The following is a 21,101-nucleotide window of genomic DNA, read 5'->3' on the forward strand; positions in this document are numbered from 1 at the left end:
AGCAATATCCGTCTAAGCACGACGCAGTATGAATGAAGATAGGAGCTAACCATGTCAAATGCAAAAGAGATCCGCACTAAGATCGCCAGCGTGCAAAACACGCAAAAGATCACCAGTGCAATGCAGATGGTTGCCGCAAGTAAGATGCGTAAAGTTCAGCACAACATGGAAGCGACCCGTCCTTACGCCGAGAACATGCGTAAGGTGATTGGGCACGTGACTTCCGGTTCGCTGGAGTATAAGCATCCCTATCTTGAAGAGCGTGAGGTAAAACGTGTTGCTTACATCATCATTTCCTCAGACCGAGGTTTATGTGGTGGCTTAAACATTAACTTGTTTAAGAAAACACTGGCAGATATGCGCCAATGGAAAGAGCAAGGGGTAGCAGTTGATACCACCTTGATCGGTTCAAAAGCAATTTCGTTTTTCCACCGTTTCGGCAATGTCATTGCACAAACATCCGGTATTGGTGATGAGCCAAAACTTGAAGATATTTTAGGCCCTGTGAATGCCATGTTGGAGTATTTCGACGATGGCAAGATTGACCGCTTGTTCCTGGTTTACAACGAATTTGTGAACACCATGGTGCAAAAGCCAAAGGTCATCCAGTTATTGCCTAACCCTGAGCTTGAACAAGAAGAGCAAGATGAAGCGAATGTTTCAAGCCGTTGGGACTATATCTACGAGCCAGATCCAAAACCGATCCTCAACGAGCTGATGCTTCGCTATATCGAATCACAGGTCTACCAAGGCACCGTTGAGAGTATCGCTTGTGAGCAAGCAGCACGAATGGTTGCGATGAAAGCAGCAACCGATAATGCGGGCGAGCTGATTAATGATTTACAGCTTGTATATAACAAAGCCCGTCAAGCCGCTATTACCCAAGAGCTAAGTGAAATCGTAGCTGGGGCACAAGCCGTTTAAATAGAATTCTGAGGACATCAAATGAGTACTGGTAAGATTGTCAAAGTCATCGGCGCTGTCGTTGACGTGGAATTTGACCAAGATAGCGTACCACGTGTGTACGATGCGCTTAACCTTGTTGACAGTGAGCACGCAGAGCTTGTTCTAGAAGTACAACAGCAGATTGGTAGCGGTGTAGTTCGCTGTATCGCAATGGGTTCATCAGACGGTCTACGTCGTGGTTTAGAAGTGGTTAACACTAAGGCACCAATTACAGTGCCTGTAGGTGAAGAAACCCTAGGCCGTATTATGAACGTATTGGGTACGCCTATCGATGAATGTGGCGAAATTGGTGAGAAGAAAAAATATGCGATTCACCGTGCAGCGCCTTCTTATGAAGATCAATCTAACAGTTCTGAGCTGCTAGAAACCGATGTTAAGGTTATCGACCTTATCTGTCCATTTGCTAAGGGCGGTAAAATCGGTTTGTTCGGTGGTGCGGGTGTTGGTAAGACCGTTAACATGATGGAGCTTATCAACAACATCGCAAAAGCACACTCTGGTTTATCTGTATTTACCGGTGTGGGTGAACGTACTCGTGAAGGTAACGACTTCTACTACGAAATGAAAGAAGCGGGCGTACTGGATAAAGTATCCATGGTGTACGGTCAGATGAACGAGCCACCAGGTAACCGTCTTCGTGTTGCGCTAACAGGCTTAACCATCGCAGAAAGCTTCCGTGATGAAGGTCGTGACGTACTACTGTTCATCGATAACATTTACCGTTACACCTTGGCAGGTACTGAGGTATCAGCACTGTTAGGTCGTATGCCTTCAGCGGTAGGTTACCAGCCTACACTTGCTGAAGAAATGGGTGTGCTGCAAGAGCGTATCACTTCAACCAAAACGGGTTCTATCACTTCTATTCAAGCGGTATATGTACCTGCGGATGACTTGACTGACCCATCACCAGCGACCACCTTCGCTCACCTTGATGCGACAGTTGTATTGTCTCGTAATATTGCTGCACTTGGTCTTTATCCTGCGATTGACCCATTGGATTCGACTTCTCGCCAGCTTGATCCATTGGTTGTTGGTCAAGAGCACTATGACGTTGCACGTGGCGTTCAAACTGTACTTCAGCGTTATAAAGAGCTGAAAGACATCATCGCAATCCTAGGTATGGATGAATTATCTGAAGAAGACAAGCAAACCGTATCTCGCGCTCGTAAGATTGAACGTTTCCTAACTCAGCCTTATCACGTAGCGGAAGTCTTTACAGGTCAACCAGGTGTGTTCGTTTCTCTAAAAGACACTATTGCGGGCTTTAAAGGCTTACTAAGCGGTGAGTATGACGATATCCCAGAGCAAGCATTCTTGTACTGTGGTGGTATCGAAGAAGTACTCGAAAAAGCGAAAAACATGTAAGGCTTAAGGAGGCATTATGGCTATTGGCGTTACCGAGCATACATTCCAGCTCAATATCGTGAGTGCAGAAGGTCCGTTATTTTCTGGCCCAGCACACGCGCTGGCAATTTCTGGCTCCGATGGGGAATTGGGTATTCGCCCTGGTCACTCTCCTTTGTTGAGCCGACTAAAACCGGGTGTGGCGAGTTTTGTCACTGGGTTAAAGGATCCTGAAGAAATCCTTTATATCTCAGGTGGTCTTGTTGAAGTTCAACCCTCTGTAGTAACTGTACTTGCCGATACGGCAATGCATGGGAAGGATATCGATAAAGCCCGCGCAGACGAAGCTCGACGCGCCGCTGAAGAGAATATCAACAAGCATGCTGATGATATTAACTTCGCAATGGCGGAAATGGATCTGGCGAAAGCAATGGCACAGTTACGTGCGGTTGAACTGACCCAGAAACAAATACGCCGCTGATCCTGATGGAATAAATACAGTAACCGTTTGTTGGACTACATCACCATAGAAAGGCAAGCGGATATTGTTTTGTACCAACAGGAGACGCATACCTTTTTCATAACAAGGAAACGTGGTGTGAAAGGTCATAATAAATACAGGGACGCTATTTATTAGATGGTATCTCCAGTAAACCCATCACTATCAAAGCCCTTACTTTGTACCGAGAGTAAGGGCTTTTTCTTTATATTAGAGCTAAAACTCTATAAAAGTTGAGTTATTTTCTATATTTTTGTTTTTAAATATGTTTTTTAGGAATAATTTAAAAGTTGCAATTCAATAAGATTTTTTTATCGTAACGATTTAATTGTTTTGTGGTTTGTATGTTCTTGTTTAAACATACTTTTATTTTTTACTTTGTGTCAAAATATTGACGGCGTGTTTTTTTAAAGTATCTTTCGCACAACAGCTTTGCGTATTTTTATACGTTAATTATTAAAATAAAAAGATATTTATGCTACTCAAAAAAACACTACTGTCTTCTATCATCTTGCTCAGCTTATCGGGTTGTCATGATGGTGGCGGCAATGCCGAATTCAATGTAACTCCACCCAAACCTGACTCTTCTGATTCTAGTACCGATAATAAAAAACCTATTATTGACGTTACGCCGTCAAAACCCACTTTTGGTTCATCGGGTATTGTAACGGGCATGACAGGACAGCCTGTACGTGGTCAAATTAAGGCGTCCGCCAATAAAGGTGCCGTAATAACTTACTCGATTTCAAATAACCCAAGTTGGTTAACGATTGATCCTAATACGGGTGAGTTATCAGGTACGCCACATCAAAACGACAACGGTGATTACACGATCACGGTAACGGCAACTAACGGTAAACAAACCAATAGTATTCAAGTTAGCGTTGTCATTGGTGATAGTAATAACGCACCAACTATCTTGCCTGTAACTACTCAGAATGTTGTAGTTAATACGCCATTTACTGTTGCTGTATCGGCTAACGATAAAGACAATAACCGTTTAACTTATCGTCTTATTAACGCGCCTGTTTGGGCAAAAATAGATGCTGTAACAGGTATTATTACGGGTAAGCCGACGGCTGTTGGCAAGCATCCTTTGAAAATTGAAGTCTCTGACGGTAAAGCTAAAGCCTTTACATCTGTGATGATTAACACGGTAGTCAATCCAACTCCTGTTGTTACTATTGCAGGTAAGATGACTGCACGTACGCGCCAACCTTTCGTTGCACAAATTTCAGCGAAAGATCCTAACGGTAAGCCATTGCATTTCACACTATCAGGGCAGCCAAGTTGGATGCAGATTAACCCTCAAACAGGTGTTATATCTGGTACGCCAGGTCGTGATGATAATGGTGATTTTACGTTCACGATAACGGCATCAAATGGTCAGCAACAGGTAACATCGACCGCTCAGATCGTTGTTGAGGATGTAAATAAAGCCCCAACGTGGACGCCTTTTGCACTTCAAACCATGACGGCTGGTAATTCGATGGATATTACAGCGACAGCAAGTGATGAAGATAACGATCCGCTGACTTACAGCCTTTCAAATGCTCCAGCATGGTTAATGATTGATAGTAAAACAGGTGTGATCACTGCCACTCCTGACATCAAGCTGGTGGGAGATTTTACCGCAACTGTAACAGCCAGTGATGGTAAGCTTTCTGCTGATACCACACTTAAAATCCATGTTAATAAAGGGCAGTTTGAGATCACAACCCATGTAAATGGCATTGGTACGATTAGCCCTGAAAAAATGACGGTTGTTGCTGGTGATAATGGTGAATTTACCATTAAGTTTGACTCGAAAAACAAGCTAAAAAGTATTACTGGCTGTGATGGCTCACTGGTTGATAATAAATACCTTGTGAGTGATGTGCATGCCGATTGCCAGATCCAAGTTAACTATGAAGATGTAGGTTATATTCCACCTCTTGCATTTAATACCAATAATTACCCAAGCGATCTTGATGGTAACTTAGAAGCGACCGTGTTATTTGCACAGAACCATGTGATCCCATCAGAAAACCATAAAGCAGATATTGTGCATCTGCATAATGAGAATGGTAGTGAGATTACTCATACACCAGCGGAGTCGACTCAGCACCTGATTGGTGAACGTAGTGCTTTAGTGATGTTTAAAGCGAAAGATGCTGATTTTGATGAAACCTTACTGGTGAAGGTGGAAGGTTATGACGCTAATGGTTCGAAGCTCGGTACATTAGTATTGGATCGCCCATATAAGATCCCGCCTATTTCGGGTGTGAATTCTCAAGCGGATTTAACTAAGGTCAATTTTAATCTTGATCCTTCAAAGCTAACGGCAATTGATACAGCAAAAGTTGCAGATGAAGGTGAAAAAGGCGATACAACATATTTAGACCAGCAACTTATTGAAAGTAAAAACGGTGTTTTACTTCATTCAGATTCTTGGTTGCGTTTGCACCAATTATTGCTTGATTTTAATCCAAAGTTTGATGGTAAATATCTGATTGTAAAAGCTGATAGCCCGTATACAACTGATGTGCGATATGCCAATAGTATTTCCAAAGGTGAGCGTAATGCTTATATGGCGATCAATATTGGTCAAACTGTTGTGTTTTATAACATCGGTGGTCAGTGGTTTACTGCTGGAGATTTAGCTATCTCTAAAGTGACCTATGGACACGGTTACTGGACGGCAAAAATTCCAGCATCATGGATGCATTACGGTTTACGCTTGGATTTTTCTCATGATGGTAAGACGGGAACGCTAGATAATATCAACGTGGGTGCGCCGACGGTGTTGTACATGAACACGATTGATATTGGTATGTTGACTCAACGTCACGACAGTATGGAATTTGCCAAAGATCTTCAGCTGCCACGTGAGTATTATCAAACATTATCGGTTAGTCGTCTTGTTGTCAGTCGTTATCAAGGTATCACCTTTGATGAAATCATGATGCCAAATGGTCAGCTTTATAAGGATTACTCACCAGGTATTGGTGGTTGGCAAGAAGGTGATATGCGAAGTGATATTGCAAAGTCACTGATTTCTATCGGTATTGATAGTGCGAACTATGGTATTAATGCTTCTGCAGGCCCAGAGCAAGATGCTCATTCAGATCTTGCACTTATGTTAACTGTACATACGTCGATTGGTCGTTATCTTAAGAAAAGAGAAGGTGACAAAATTGTTGAAGGACCATGGAATCAAGATCATGGTGGTTCAGGTGGCGGCGGTATTGTTACCTTAACGGGTACTGTCGGTAATGAAATGAGCCACGAAGCGGGTCATGGTATCGAATTAGGTCATAGCGAAGGTTTTGATATGAGTATTCATCACCCCGCAGATCAGCAAGATTCCACATGGGGATGGGATAGCGATAAGAATGTATTTATCCCTAACTTCTATAAGAATCCATCGAATAAGCCGTCGTGTATTGGTGATCCGAAGAAAAACCCCGGCGAGAAAATTATTTGTGTTCAGCCATGGCATGGTTTCCAGTTTGGTACTGATGCGATGTATGGCGGTGAAGGCAGTATGTATCCGGATAATCGCTATACCATGTATACCCCATTCTCAAGCACAAAGATGCAGCGAGTAATGGAACACCGGATGGTATTTTCTGAGAGTTCACCGACTGGCTATTTAAAGTGGAATGATGCGACTCATCAAATGGAACCATTTAGCTATAAAGTCGCAGTACGAGATATGCTAGTGATTGGTGGCAATGTCTTAGAAGGTGAAACTGATGATGCTGCTTATATTGCCAAGAAATTTGAGACTGCGAATGCGATCACAGTGGTTTCGAGAAATAATGATTGGTCAGGGGATATAACTATCCCAAATGCGGCGGATGTTCCACAAGGTCGTGTTGTTATTATTAATCATGATGCGCTGTGGAATACCAACTTCCATATTAATGGTGAAACGATTTTTAACCCGAAAAATTTGACCTATCGCTCTGATGGTAGGACTTGGGTTCGCGATGATAGTTTTTCGACGACAGTTGAAAAGAAACCTGAGAAATTCGGTGTGCCAGTTACAACATTAGTGGGTTATTACGATCCGGAGGAAAAGCTAACAAGCTATATATATCCGGCATTGCATGGCTCTCGTGGTTATACCTATACAGATGATAGCGAATATATTCAGTCGAACAGTTGTCACTTAGATGTTGAATTAGAAGGTGGGCAAATAAAGCAATATTGGCTACCTATTCATCGACTATCAAGCAGTGTTATGAATAAGTTTCATGTCAATATTGCTGAGTCTGATAACCCTGTTAATGCAACGGTAGTGTGTGGTGATAAAACATTAGCAAGTAAGCCTATATCTAAGCCTAAGGCTGGGTTAATTCAATCAGTCAGTGGCTCGCCGTTAACAGATACAATTAGTTAATATAAAAAGGGATATAAATAATATTTATATCCCTTTTTTTAGCGACTACATTTTGCTGTTATATTTCTTTTTAAAATGTTATTGGAATATAATATACTTTTATTTTATGGCAGTTTTCTTTTGATGGTTTTTTTTGAATGCTTCCGGTATTGCAGAAGCCTGCTTTTCTATCTTTTTAAGATTATAAACTCTCTTTAATTTCAATTTATTAAATTTAACCTTTGCACCCAACTGACTATTGATAATTGTATCAAGTGAGATATAGCCATATAAAGCTTTGGTATATTTAAGACGTTGAATAAATCGAGCTTCAAGTGAATATTTATTATTCATTCTTTTTTATAGTTTGTAAGTTATTTTCGATGAGCTCCCTCATATTGTATCTTTATTTTTTAATAATATAAAATTAAAAGTTAACTGCAATCAAAGTTCACACTTTTATCATAAATATAGATTTATATAATATTGCTTGATAGTGTCACTTATTTATAAATTAAATTGGATTTTTATGTTTTTAATTTTATTTATAAATTACTTAAGTTTGATTATTTCCAGCTGTTTTATCCATTATTTATTTTTTATATTGTGACGTCATGAAAATATAAAACGTGATTTTTAATAAGTTTTTTTAATTTACTCTATTTAGAGTTAAAACTCTATTAAATGATGTTTTTTAAATGATTTTATTATTAAATAATTGATTTTTAAATTTTTATTTTTTCAGTTGTTAATTTTAATTTTTCGATTAAATATTTTTGTCATAAGGATGAAAATATTTCCTAGTGTTTATCCTTATGTTTAATAAGGTTTTTTATACTCTCCTCTGTGTCAAAATATTGACGGTTTGTTTTTTTAACGTATCTTTTATGGCTCAGCTTAAGCGTATTTTCATACGTTCAATATAAAAATAAAAAGATATTTATGTTATTTAAAAAAACGCTACTTTCATCGCTCATTCTCTTAAGTCTTTCTGCTTACGCGGATACAAGTACAGATACGGATATTGCTACATCATCGTCAAATACGGAGTCGTCTGATAGCCATACTGATAATAAAAAATCTATTATTGATGTCACACCATCAACAACGTCTTCTCGTTTATCAGAAAAGAGTGATACAGCGACAGATTCTACTCCTTTAGTGAGAGTAGCCAGTGAGCTAACCACTTGTATTAATGAGCCTTTGAGTGTGCAGGTTGTTGCTAAAGATCCAAAAGGTAAAACATTACATTATGGTTTATCTAACCGTCCTGATTGGTTGCATATTGATCCTGATACCGGTGTAATTTCAGGTACCCCTACAAACGATGACGATCTTGGTAAAATGCGCGTGAATGTGCGTGTATACAACGGGACAGAAGTTGCATCCAAGTGGGTTACAGTAATAGTGGTTAATAGCAAGATGGCTCCCACGGTTACCGTTCCGACTTCGTTAACTGGCGAAGTAGGTAAAGCATTGAGCTATCAGGTATCAGCGAAAGATCCACAAGGTAAAAAATTACATTATAGTTTATCGAACCGTCCTGATTGGTTGAATATTGATTCCGATACTGGTGTGATTTCTGGTACGCCAGGGCCTAAGGATATTGGTCAAATGCGCGTGGATGTGCGTGTATATAACGGTACAGACATTGTATCCAAGTGGGTTACAGTGAAAGTGACTAAGGGCAGTATGACTCCCATCGTTACCGTTCCTGCCACGATAACTGGCGAAGTGGACAAAGCATTGAGATATCAGATATCTGCGAAAGATCCACAAGGTAAAACATTACATTACACGTTATCGAACCGACCTGATTGGTTGGAGATTGATTCCGATACCGGTTTGATCTCAGGTACGCCAGGGCCTAATGATATTGGTCAAATACGAGTGAATGTACGTGTCTTCAACGGTACAGAAGTTGTATCGAAGTGGGTAACGGTCATTATTACGGCCAACAAAAATAAAGCACCTGTTTGGATATCCTTACCAGAACAAACGTTAACTGCGGGTGATATAACTGAAATTACTGTTAAAGCTGTGGATGAAAATAAAGATGTACTCACATACAGTCTTAAAAATGCACCGAAATGGTTAACGATAGACAGCAAAACGGGTGTGATCATCGCGACGCCCGATGCGAATGTTAGAGGTGATTTTTCCGTATTGGTTGCGGTAAGCGATGGTAAGTCATCATCAGCAGCAGTACTTCACCTTCATGTCAAAGAAGATAAAATTGAGATTACCACGATTGTGAATGGTAGCGGTCAAATAACGCCTGCAAAGATGACGATGGTTGAAGGGGGGAGTGGTGCATTTACGATTAAGTTTGATTCTAAAAATAAACTGAAAAGTATTACGGGCTGTGATGGCACATTAGAGGACAACAAATACCTAGTTAATAATGTTTCTGCTGATTGCCAGATTAAAGTGAACTTTGAAAGTGTGGGTTATATTCCACCCATTGCCTTTAATACCAATGATTTCCCAAGTGATTTGGAAGGAAGTTTAGAAGCAACAGTATTGTTTGCTCAAAACCATGTGATCCCGTCAAAAAATCATAAACCAAACCTTGTGCATTTGCATCATAAAGATGGCAAAGAGGTTACTCATACACCAGAGGAGTCAACTCAGCATCTAATTGGTGAGCGTACGGCTTTAGTGATGTTTAAGGCTAAAGATAAAAAGTTTGATGAAACCTTACCTGTTAAAGTGGAAGGTTATGATGCAGATGGTAATAAATTAGGCTCCTTGGTACTTAATCGTCCTTATCAATTGCCACCAATTTCAGGTGTCGTTGATCCTAAACTCCGCAAAAAAATAAAAGTTGATCCAACACTCAAAGAAGAAGATTTAAAGACAGTTGATATAAATAAAGTTGGTGATGACGGTAGTTATCTTGCTGAGCAGTTAGCGGATGCTAAGCATGGTGTTTATATTGGTCTTTGGGATGGTCATTGGCAGCCACAAATTGTCCTTAAAAAGGATAAAGCCTTAGACGGTAAGATTGTTATGTTCAAGTCTGATGCTGGCTATCCTTCAAATGTTATTACTGGGTACAAAGTTCCGCTTAATTATGGTCAGACACGGACGTTTGTCAATCATGATGGTGCTTGGTATGACACACGAAATGTGACGGGAGAACTCACAAAAGTTACGTATGGGCATGGCTATTGGACGGCAAAAATTCCAGCATCATGGATGCATTATGGTTTACGTTTAGATTTCACTCATGGTGATCAGACTGGTACGTTAGATAACATTAATGTTGGTGCGCCAACTGTTCTATATATGAATACCATTGATCTTGGTATGTTGACTAAGCGTCCAGATAGAATGGAATTTGCGAAAGACCCTAATTTACCTCGTGAATTTTACCAAACATTGCCAGTGAGCCGCTTTGTTTTAAGTCGTTATCAAGGCATGACCCTAAATGAAGTCATGATGCCTGACGGTACGCTATATACCGATGCATCAGCAACAGATGGTGGTGTATATACTGGTGATATGCGAGGAAATATTGCTAAGTCACTTATTTCTATTGGTATTGATAGTGCTAACTTTGGTATTAATGCTACTGATGGCCCTGGACAAGATTCTCATCCAGATCTTTCTTTAATGCTAACGACACATACGGCGGTGGGTAATTACAAAAATGGTGTTCAATCTCACGGTCTTTCTGGTGGCGGCGGTATTGTTACGCTAGAAGCCACGGTTGGTAATGAAATGAGTCACGAAGCGGGTCATGGTATAGAACTTAGCTATAGTGAAGGCTATGATATGAGTATTCAGCACCCTGCCGATCAACAAGATTCGACGTGGGGATGGGATAGTGATAAAAATGTATTTATCCCTAATTTCTATAGTGATCACTCGAATAAACCGTCGTGCATTGGTAATCCAAAGGAAAATCCAGGAGAAGAGGTTATTTGTGTCAAGCCATGGCATGGCTTTCAATTTGGCTTTGATGCTATGTATGGCGGAGAAGGCAGTATGTACCCTGACAACCGTTATACCATGTATACCCCATACTCTAGTACGAAAATGCAGCGAGTAATGGAAGGTCGTATGGTGTTTTCTAAAGAATCACCAACGGGTTACTTAAAGTGGAATAATACTACCCATAAAATGGAACCATTTAGCTATGCTCACCCAATTGCGGATATTGCTAATGCAAATATTGGTTTGTTGTCTCAGATAAATGGTTTAGAGTATGTAACGAAGCTTTTTGAACATGCTGATATTGTTGACATTACAACAGATAATTCACATTGGACGAATGCTATTCCAATTCCTGTTGCCTCTAATGTACCTAGTGGTAGCGTGATTCGTTTAACCTCCTTTGCCGATCGCAATTCTTTCTATACCATAAATGGAAAGCCAATTCTGTTCCTTGGTGGCACGCATAAAATGTACCGTTCAAATGGTTCTAGCTGGGATGAAATTGATCATGTTGAGACATCTATTACAAAGAAACCAGAACAATTTGGGGTACCTGTAACAACATTAGTCGGTTATTACGATCCACAAGAGAAATTGACAAGCTATATCTATCCGGCATTACACGGTTCTAGCGGTTATACATATGCCGATGATAGTAAATATATTCAGTCGAACAGTTGTCACTTAGACGTTGAATTAGGCGATGGTAGTACGAAGAAGTTTTGGTTAACTGCTCGTCGTTTATCTGACAAGTATATGAATAAGTTTCATGTCAATATTGCTGAGTCCGATCATCCGCTGAATGCAACGGTAGTGTGTGGTGATAAAACATTAGCAAGTAAGCCTATATCTAAGCCTAAGGCTGGGTTAATTCAATTAGTCAGTGGCTCGCCGTTAACAGATACAATTAGTTAATATAAAAAGGGATATAAATATTATTTATATCCCTTTTTTTAACTAAAATTCGTGCTTTTATTTTTAGTTTGAATATTTATTTTTTTATTTGATGGTTTATTTTGAATGATTTCGGTATTCTAGAAGTCTGCTTTTCTATTTTTTTTTGATGCTATAAAATAGCTTTAATTTCACTGGATTAAGTTTAATATTGGCATCTGATTGACTGTTGATGATAGCATCAAGTGATATATAGCTGAATAAATCATTGGTATATTTAAGTCGTTGAATAAAGCGAGATTCAAGTGAATGTTTTTTATTCATTCTATTTTTATAAATGTGTAAGGTATTTATGATGAGTGCTATCATATTGTAGCTTTATTTTTAAATAATATAAATTTAAAAATCCGTTGTAATCAAAGTTCGCATTTTTATTAAAAGTGGATGCTTATATTTACTTTTAAATTTGAATTAATATTCAGGTGAAATTTTAAAATATTGATTTTATATATCATGATTGAAGCCAATATTATTCCATCTCAAATTCGTAAAAAGTGTAGTATTTATACCCAAGTAGCTTCAAGATGCTCGCTATTCCGCTTCGTTGCCTTCCTTGAATTCAACTCAGTGACCTCGCTCTGAATCAGGCATCTTGAAGTCACTTGGGTATATATAAACATGAGGAGTAAGCAATTCTGGCTGATGAGTAGCCAAACATTACCTGCTATTTATAGGTGGTGATCCAAGTTTTCGTCACTGTATGGTGTTTTAACCGAGCTCATTGATAAGTGATCGTAAATCAGTGCTGTAGCTTTTTTTTACTATCAATGTTCCGATAATCGGTATCCCAGATTAGTGCGTGGATGAGCTGATGATAAATTTTCAGCTAAAAACCAGTATCGAAGCTCGAGGTTGGTTTAATGTAAACAGTCAACAGCTCCCTGTTAACTAAATAAATTAGCTAGTAATAACAACGACAACGATAAAGTTGTTGAATTAGTGTTAAATAAAAACGGTTAATAATAATTAACGATCTTTATTGGAATCTTAGGTTTTGATTTTGAAATTTCATGGTTTTAAATATGGACCAAAAAATATCGCACTAGCACTATGATTAATAATGCTTTTTTATTCATGTTTTGTATTGTTAATTGAAATATGGCTTTTCTGAAATTTTTAACCGATCAAAGTTAATATCGCTTTTGTCTTTTTGTTTATAAAACCAAATATAACTTTATAAAATACAGAGTGTGTTTTTCAAATAATCGAATGGTGTTTTTAATAAAATGTTAATTATTATGTGTTGCTAATAATAATCTAATGTTACTTTTTTATTGCTGCTGGTCAAAATATTGACGGCTTATGTTTTTATGTTATTTTTCTGCCATCAAAAAAGTCTGCCTTGATAGAAATATAATAATGAAAGCTATAAACCTGAAAGAAAGTATCACCCTGCAAAATATCAGTGGTGAAGCCTTTGTGCTCAAAAGCGATGGGAGCCTCGCTCCACTTCACGCTGGTATGAATATTAATACGGGAACCATTATCGTACTTACTGATAATGGGACAATTTCTGCTATTGATAAAACGGGCGCGCCTGCTGAGTTGTCTTATGAATTAATTCAAAATATTCAGTTACCTACATCTTATGAGCATATCTTCTCTGTAACTGATGAAAATGCAATTGATAATGAAAGTATTCACATTGCGGAACAAACAACTGCAGCGATTGATGATCTTCAAAAAATACATGATGCAATTTTAAATGGCATCGACCCAACCAAAGTACAACAAGCGACTGCTGCGGGTAATGAAAACTCGTCTAACTGGGGTGTTGTCACTATTGATTATGATAATGACAAGATGCTGGCAGAAGCTGGCTTTGACACTGCATATCAACCAGGAACTGTCGAGTACCCTGAGGATTATAGTGGTCTCAATGAGCATCTGAGCATTGAGGCATCTATTACTATTGATTCAATTTCTCAGGATGACGTAGTAACAGCCGCTGAATCGAATGCAATGCAAACCATCACAGGTACTGTCGGTGGTGATGTTAAAGCTGGTGATATCGTCACGGTGACACTTGATGGTAAAGAGATCGGTAAAGCGACTGTTGTGAATAACAATGGCAAGCTTGAATGGTCATTAGATGTTGATGGTAAAACATTATTGCAAGCAGGTGTCGATACTGTATCTGCAACGGTTACAGCAACTGATGATGTAGGTAATAGCGCAACAGCTAACACGACGCACGATTACACTGTTGATATTCAAGCAAGCATCACTATTGATCCGATCACGGGTGATAACGTGATCACCCAGCAAGAAGGTCATGAGCCAACACTGCCAATCACAGGTACTGTCGGCAAAGATGTACTGCCTGGTGATACCGTGACTGTGACGATTAATGGTAATGAATACACCACAACGGTTCAGCCAGATATGTCATGGACAGTGAATGTCACTGGCGATGATATTTTGCATGCTGACAAAGCTACCGCATCGGTTACGACCAATTACGGTACCAACCATGAAGCGACAGCAACAGACACGGAAAGCTATGAAGTAACGATTGAAGCGAAAGTAACGATTGAAACGATTGCTGGTGATGGCGTTGTTAACCAAGAAGAAAGTGAAGGCAAAGTACCAGTAATCGGTACGGTAGGCGGTGACGTTAAAGAAGGCGACACCGTTACTATTACTGTTAATGGTAAAGATTACACCACCACAGTTGGTAAAGATGGTTCATGGACTGTTGATGTTGATGGTAGCGATCTGGTTGAAAACGGTGATAACCCAATTCACGCCACAGTAACAACGTGTGACGGTGCAGGTCACTGTGCAACTGCTGATAATGATAAAGGCTATGATATCGATACGGATATTAATGCCGCTATTACAATTACCGTTATTGCAGAAGACGATGTTATTAACGAAGCAGAAGCTGAAGGTAAAGTGTCGATCTCAGGTACTGTTGGTGGCGATGTTAAAGAGGGTGATACCGTTACTTTAACGTTGGATGGCAAAGAAATTGGTACAGCGACAGTAGAAAAAGATGCTAACGGTAAGCTTGTTTGGACTGCGACTAATATTGACGGTAAGACATTAGCAGATGCAGATCTTAACCAAGTGACGGCAAGTGTTACTGCTACAGATGATGCGGGTAATAGTAAAACAGCAACTACCACACATGATTATAAAGAAGCTGTTTTGGATGTAACGGTAGATATCACCTCTGTTGCTGAAGATAACGTACTGAACGCAGACGAATCGACGTCAACAGTAGCGATTAAAGGTACTGTGGGCGGCGATGCGAAAGCCAGTGACATGGTTACTGTTACGCTTGACGGTAAAGAGTTAGGCACTGCAACAGTTGTTGCAGGTGCAAACGGCAAACTGGAGTGGACGCTAGAGGTTGATGGTTCAACACTGGCGGGTGCAACAGTAAATGAAGTGGAAGCGACAATTACTATCTCTGATGACTATGGAAATACTGCAACCGCGGAAGATAAACAAGATTACCTAGAAAAAGATCTGACGGTATCTGTTGATATCACGTCTGTTGCTGAAGATAACGTACTGAACGCAGACGAATCGACATCAACAGTAGCGATTAAAGGTACTGTGGGCGGCGATGCGAAAGCCGGTGACATGGTTACTGTTACCCTTGACGGTAAAGAGTTAGGCTCAGCGAAAGTTGTGGTGGGTGAAAACGGTAAACTGGAATGGACGCTAGAGGTTGATGGTTCAACACTGGCAGGTGCAAAAGTAAATGAAGTTGAAGCAACCATTACTATCTCTGATGAGTTTGGTAACACCGCGTCAGATGAAGATAAGCAAGATTACCTAGAAAAAGATCTGACAGTCTCTGTTGATATCACGTCTGTTGCTGAAGATAACGTACTGAACGCAGACGAATCGACGTCAACAGTAGCGATTAAAGGTACTGTGGGCGGCGATGCGAAAGTCGGTGACATGGTTACTGTTACGCTTGACGGTAAAGAGTTAGGCACAGCAGAAGTTGTGGTGGGTGAAAACGGTAAACTGGAGTGGACGCTAGAGGTTGAGGGTTCAACATTGGCGGGCGCAACAGTGAATGAAGTTGAAGCGACCATTACTATCTCTGATGATTATGGCAATACTGCAACCGCGGAAGATAAGCAAGATTACCTAGAAAAAGATCTTAAGGCTGAGATCACCATTACTTCTATCGCTGGTGACAATGCTTTAAACGCAACCGAGGTTAAACCGGGCACCATGGTTGAGATCAAGGGTACGGTCGGCGGTGATGTGAAAGCATGCGATACTGTTGTTGTTACTGTGGATGGTGTTAAGCACGAAGTAACCGTAAATGACGACCTAGAATGGACACTTGAGATTGATGGTAGTGTGCTTGCGGGTGCTAAAAAGCCAGTAGTTACTGCTGATGTAGTTATCAAAGATAAATACGGCAATACGGCTAGTGCGACCGATAAAGATGATTACATCATTCCTACGTTAGATGTGACAATTACCATTGACTCAGTCAATGGCGGGGAGCCTATTACAGGTGAGGAGCATGATGCAAATACACCGATTAAAGTTACAGGCTCTGTCGGTGGTAATGCGAAAGAAGGCGATACTGTTACATTACATATTGGTAAAAATACAGTAGAAACTACTGTTATCGTGCTTGAGAATGGTGAACTAGGTTACATTGTTGATGTGCCTGCCGGAATGTTTGAGCCAGATAGTAACGACGGCTTTAGTGGTGATATTACAGCAGATATTACGATCAATGATAAATATGGTAATACCGCATCAGCGAATGATGAGAAGGACTTTGATACGATTGGTTCTGTGATCACGGGTGGTACATCTGGCGATAATCTTCATGGTACGGGATACAACGATTTAATCATTGGTGATGTTTATATTGAATCTAAAAACGTAAACGTCAATCTAGTGCTTGATATTTCGGGCTCTATGTCAATGAGAGAGGTAAATCCGGAAAATATCCATCTAGACAATGGTCATACATCCGGTCAATTAACTCTCGTTGATAAAGATGGTGAAGAAACTCATGTAGAATTTAATTCTATTGACCATCTTAGTTCGCTCTTAGGTTACTATTATGGCTCTCCATTAGGATTCTCTGTTTATGATCCTAAGTTCACGTTAACGTTCCCAGATGGTACAACCCAGACGATTAATGATGTTTACAAAGATATAGGTGTTGTTTCACGTATTGATAGTGCTAAAGAATCGATTAATCATATTGTTGAGAACTATGGTGAGACGTTAAATCATGAGCAACTAAGTAACCTTAAGTTCTCATTGATCACCTTTGCATCTCAAGTTGATGGCGTAAAAGAGTTCCATTGGGATTTTGGGAAGAATACGTTAGTAACAAGTGATGGACAAACTATTGCGGATTACTTGGTTGGGGTAGAGCCATTAACGGGTCCTCTAAGTCAAACAGATTACGATACGTCTCTTGTTGCGGCATTAAATGGTTTCACTAACACTGATACGTCAAACATTGTTTACTTTGTAACCGATGGTATGGATACAATCGGTACTAATGGTCAACAATTTAATAAAGACTGGGTAGTTAGCCAAACGGGTGGCAATATTGATAAATATAAGCCAACGATTGTCCCTGTTGCGATAGGTGGCACTATTAATAATACACCTGAAGCGCATGATATTTTAAACCAAATAGCTTCGCTCGGTCAGGGGTATAAGCCTGATAATAGTGGGCATAGCCAAGTCATTATTTCGACTAATACTGATCAACTTGATGATGCGATCAACAACTCGTTTGATAATATTATTAGTGGTAATGACACGATCCATGGTGGCAAAGGTAATGACTTTATTGTTGGTGATACATTAAACAATGATTGGTTAGTACAGCAATATGGTTCAGGTCATACACATATGGCTGATCTTATTGATAGCGGTGTAACCTTAAGCGAAGTCTTATTTACAGTTGCTGCTAAAGAGCAAGGTGTTGATATTGATAAACTAACCACTAAAGATGTTTATCAGTTTGTGATTAAACATCAAGATACGTTAGTGATTGAAGGTGATAACCCAAGTAACGGCTTAGATAAAATCTTTGGTGATGAAGGCCAAGATATCTTATTCGGTTCGGGTAACAACGATATTCTAACGGGTGGCACTGGTGACGACTTAATGTTTGGTCAAAATGGTAACGACATATTAGTTTCTGATTCTGGCTCAGATATTTTGTTTGGGGGTAATGGTAACGATATCTTCAAACTTGATGTATTAGCAACAGATGAGAAAACGGTCACATCTATTCAAGACTTTGAAAAAGGCGACAGCATTAACATTGAGTCTATTTTGGATGCTAACTTGTCTCTTGATGATTTACTGTCACATGTTTCATCTGCTGAAGTGGATGGTAAAGATGTGAATATTGTGTTTGATGATAAACATAAAGTTGAGCTTAAAGACATTAAAAATGTTTATAGCGAGCTTGGTACATCAACATCAGAGATTGTGACACAGCTGTTTAATAATGATGTGTTTACTAATCATCATTAATTGTTAATGTTTTGTTTGAATGTACCTTGGCGACAATAAGGTGATACTCTAAATAAAGCAGATTAAGGCTAAGTGCATTGCATTTAGCCTTTTTTGTAGATTGTGAAAATGAGCGTAATTACTACCGAAATACAGTTAGTATAAAATCATCTTTAGCATTGCTAGTTATTCTATGAATATTTTTATTTTTCTTAAAAAGATGTGATTAGATAAATATTAGTTAATGTGAAAATCATTTGAATGGAAAATAATATAATCAAGTGATAGTTAAACTCTTTATAGGTTATTTTTAATGCTATGTATCTCATGATGATAAAGATAGCATCAGTATTGATTATATAAAGATTAATTAATTCAACATCTTCAACGTGTAATGTCTTCTTTGTATCTATGCTAATAGAGAAATAGTGAGTGATAGAGGTATTCAAAAAGGAAAGAGTAATAATGAATGCCAAGGAAAATATCTGTTTTTCTGAGATTCTACGATAATTTTTATGCTTTCTTATTCTGCTTTTTAGGTCTTCGGTAGTTTTCTTCATATTAGATTAAATACCTTATTAATTAATATGAGCTGAGAAGGTGAAAGCGAAAGAGAAATAAAATAAGTGGTAAGATAAACTGACCACTGTTATTTAATTATTTATTACCGTTGTAAGCGTGTGGTGATGAGTATTTCCATAAATGGTTCCAGTATTCATTTAATAGCTCATCAACAAAATCACCTTCCATTAAGTTATTGAATTCTGAAAGGTTACCTGGGTAAAGGTTATCTGAACCGACAATACATACTTCATCATCAACAATCATGATTTTGGCATGGTTACCCGGCGCACTACCTACACGATCATAGAAGTAACCGCTGGCATTAATCGTGGCATAGAATGGGTGACCAATAATGCCATCATGTGGTGGCTCTTCTGATAATGGTGCTTGTTTTAATGTTGCAGTGCGACCTTCAGGCGGCAGCTTTGGTCATTTATACGTTTTACCTTCAATAAAATCACCATCAGGGATCTTATCTGTGAAAGTAAATGGTGCTACATATAGCCGTGTTAGTGCTTCGGCACGTTGACCGTCACTGTCATCGAATAGTTCATCAGTATCAACATCGTGAGTCATGTAATACTCTAATAAACCATATGTACGTACAGCACCTGAGCCAAAAGAGTACTGATCACCTAATGCACCAGCACCTGCATCAAGAGGTGAAACCACTAATTGCACTTCAAGCTCTTTATTTTTTAGCAGTGCTTCAATGATCCATTGCGCAACTGAGTGATCGCGCCAGTCTTTCTTCCATGCACTAATGATGTCTTGTTGTGACATACGAAGCACTTTCTTAGCGTTTAAGATCAGGTTCTTCTTCATTAGCTCAGAGCCAATTTTGAAATCTGTGCTGCGGTTCGGGCCTGTCCAGTATTTACCTACAGTCAGTATGCGGTCAGCACTTTTATATTTTTCTAGTTGCTCATAACTGTTGTAAACAATACGGTCTTCAAACACTGGTGTGTTTAGATCAGATACCGAACGCAGATCAAAATCTTTAATCGCAAAAACAGGGGGTAGTGGATCTAAGCTTGGGATCTTAGGATCAACACCCGGTTGCGTTTGAGTTTCATGCACTTGAAGTAGCTTTTCTTGCTGATCACGCATGTAATCAAGCACATTACCGTTATCTAATGGGTCTGATGGGAAGTCAGGCTCTGAATCACGATTTACCCATGTCATGGTATCGATATCAAAGGATTCTTTCGTTAATAAGAAAGTATCTGCAACCCACATCTTATTGAGATATAGGTGTGAGCCATAACTTACATCGCCATGATATACCGCTGATACATCGTGAACAGGAGGGTAACTTCTGAATAAGTCCATATTCAAGTTATGAGTACCAGACAGTGATTCTACACCGTCAACCGCAATGATTTTTGAGTGGTTCCATGTCATTTTTGTGCCGTAGCTTGATACAAGTTCAGGCGGTAGGAACTTCTTCTGTAGTGATTGCTGAGTACCTGCAACACGTTCGTAAAAACGACCAACGATAAATTCAGGCATAACCTCCCAATACTTAGAACGCTCTTCAACAAGGCGCTTTAAAGCATCTTGGAAATCAACCAAGTTTTCAGGCTTATAAACAGGATAAAGCGGTGTTTGACCAAACAGGAAGCGGAACTGCGTTGGTTCTGTGCGTCCCATTTTTGTTGATAGCGCGGTATCAATTGCACCTAAAATTGGCTTACCCCAGTCTGGATCTGGACAGTTCAGTGATGATAGATCACAGCGGTAGCGGGCTTTTTGGATGATCTCAACCACAGCACGCTCAAATTCAGCTTGGCGCTCATAAGCGCGAGGCATAATTTCTGGGCCAAAAGGTAAGCCCCATACATTCGGTGTATCTAGCAAACGAACATAGTTATTTTCACTGTCGTGATAAAACAGATCGTTTTTCACAAGTTCGTTTTTTACAGCATCAATTTTGCTCATAGTACTTCTCTAATATTTTCAATTTTTATAGTGGTCTGAGTTGCGGTA

9 protein-coding genes are annotated in these 21,101 nt (G+C 39.4%); 6 read left to right on the plus strand and 3 right to left on the minus strand.

Annotation, left to right across the window (positions count from 1 at the left end; all coding sequences use genetic code 11):
• Positions 1–51 precede the first annotated feature (51 nt).
• The 4 genes from atpG to Q7674_RS01135 all read left to right on the plus strand — a co-directional run bounded on the left by atpG (position 52) and on the right by Q7674_RS01135 (position 7,196).
• On the plus strand, positions 52–924 hold the full coding sequence (atpG, locus tag Q7674_RS01120; RefSeq protein ID WP_045065292.1) for a F0F1 ATP synthase subunit gamma: 873 nt from the start codon (positions 52–54) through the stop codon (positions 922–924).
• Between the two features lie 21 nt (positions 925–945).
• Positions 946–2,331: a F0F1 ATP synthase subunit beta gene (atpD, locus tag Q7674_RS01125; protein WP_305422298.1), complete on the plus strand. Its 1,386-nt coding sequence runs from the start codon at positions 946–948 to the stop codon at positions 2,329–2,331.
• A gap of 16 nt (positions 2,332–2,347) precedes the next feature.
• A complete protein-coding gene (locus Q7674_RS01130) occupies positions 2,348–2,791 on the plus strand; it encodes a F0F1 ATP synthase subunit epsilon (RefSeq protein WP_008988656.1) in 444 nt (147 codons plus the stop codon).
• Positions 2,792–3,284: 493 nt separating this feature from the next.
• On the plus strand, positions 3,285–7,196 hold the full coding sequence (locus tag Q7674_RS01135; protein ID WP_305422300.1) for a M66 family metalloprotease: 3,912 nt from the start codon (positions 3,285–3,287) through the stop codon (positions 7,194–7,196).
• 99 nt (positions 7,197–7,295) lie between these two features.
• Here Q7674_RS01135 and Q7674_RS01140 read toward each other — a convergent pair whose 3' ends face one another.
• Positions 7,296–7,529, minus strand: a complete 234-nt coding sequence (locus tag Q7674_RS01140) for a hypothetical protein (RefSeq protein ID WP_045066443.1) — start codon at positions 7,527–7,529, stop codon at positions 7,296–7,298.
• A gap of 588 nt (positions 7,530–8,117) precedes the next feature.
• Here Q7674_RS01140 and Q7674_RS01145 point away from each other — a divergent pair.
• Positions 8,118–12,032, plus strand: a complete 3,915-nt coding sequence (locus Q7674_RS01145; RefSeq protein WP_305422302.1) for a M66 family metalloprotease — start codon at positions 8,118–8,120, stop codon at positions 12,030–12,032.
• Between the two features lie 1,398 nt (positions 12,033–13,430).
• On the plus strand, positions 13,431–18,569 hold the full coding sequence (locus tag Q7674_RS01150) for a retention module-containing protein (RefSeq protein ID WP_305422304.1): 5,139 nt from the start codon (positions 13,431–13,433) through the stop codon (positions 18,567–18,569).
• A 636-nt stretch (positions 18,570–19,205) separates the two neighbouring features.
• Here Q7674_RS01150 and Q7674_RS21940 read toward each other — a convergent pair.
• Positions 19,206–19,376: a hypothetical protein gene (locus tag Q7674_RS21940; protein ID WP_501039686.1), complete on the minus strand. Its 171-nt coding sequence runs from the start codon at positions 19,374–19,376 to the stop codon at positions 19,206–19,208.
• A 165-nt stretch (positions 19,377–19,541) separates the two neighbouring features.
• Positions 19,542–21,053 (minus strand): phospholipase D-like domain-containing protein, encoded by a 1,512-nt coding sequence (locus Q7674_RS01160; protein WP_305422306.1) that lies wholly within the window; start codon positions 21,051–21,053, stop codon positions 19,542–19,544.
• Between the last annotated feature and the right edge of the window lie 48 nt (positions 21,054–21,101).

The organism is Photobacterium leiognathi (assembly GCF_030685535.1).
In the GTDB taxonomy this organism is placed as follows: Bacteria; Pseudomonadota; Gammaproteobacteria; order Enterobacterales; family Vibrionaceae; genus Photobacterium; species Photobacterium leiognathi.

Excerpts from the sequence above, each read along its gene's own strand:
- atpD (WP_305422298.1), top strand. The coding sequence starts at position 946 with ATGAGTACTGGTAAGATTGTCAAAGTCATCGGCGCTGTCGTTGACGTG.
- Q7674_RS01150 (WP_305422304.1), top strand. The coding sequence starts at position 13,431 with ATGAAAGCTATAAACCTGAAAGAAAGTATCACCCTGCAAAATATCAGT.
- atpG (WP_045065292.1), top strand. The coding sequence starts at position 52 with ATGTCAAATGCAAAAGAGATCCGCACTAAGATCGCCAGCGTGCAAAAC.
- Q7674_RS21940 (WP_501039686.1), bottom strand. The coding sequence starts at position 19,376 with ATGATTGTTGATGATGAAGTATGTATTGTCGGTTCAGATAACCTTTAC.
- Q7674_RS01145 (WP_305422302.1), top strand. The coding sequence starts at position 8,118 with ATGTTATTTAAAAAAACGCTACTTTCATCGCTCATTCTCTTAAGTCTT.
- Q7674_RS01160 (WP_305422306.1), bottom strand. The coding sequence starts at position 21,053 with ATGAGCAAAATTGATGCTGTAAAAAACGAACTTGTGAAAAACGATCTG.
- Q7674_RS01140 (WP_045066443.1), bottom strand. The coding sequence starts at position 7,529 with ATGAATAATAAATATTCACTTGAAGCTCGATTTATTCAACGTCTTAAA.
- Q7674_RS01130 (WP_008988656.1), top strand. The coding sequence starts at position 2,348 with ATGGCTATTGGCGTTACCGAGCATACATTCCAGCTCAATATCGTGAGT.
- Q7674_RS01135 (WP_305422300.1), top strand. The coding sequence starts at position 3,285 with ATGCTACTCAAAAAAACACTACTGTCTTCTATCATCTTGCTCAGCTTA.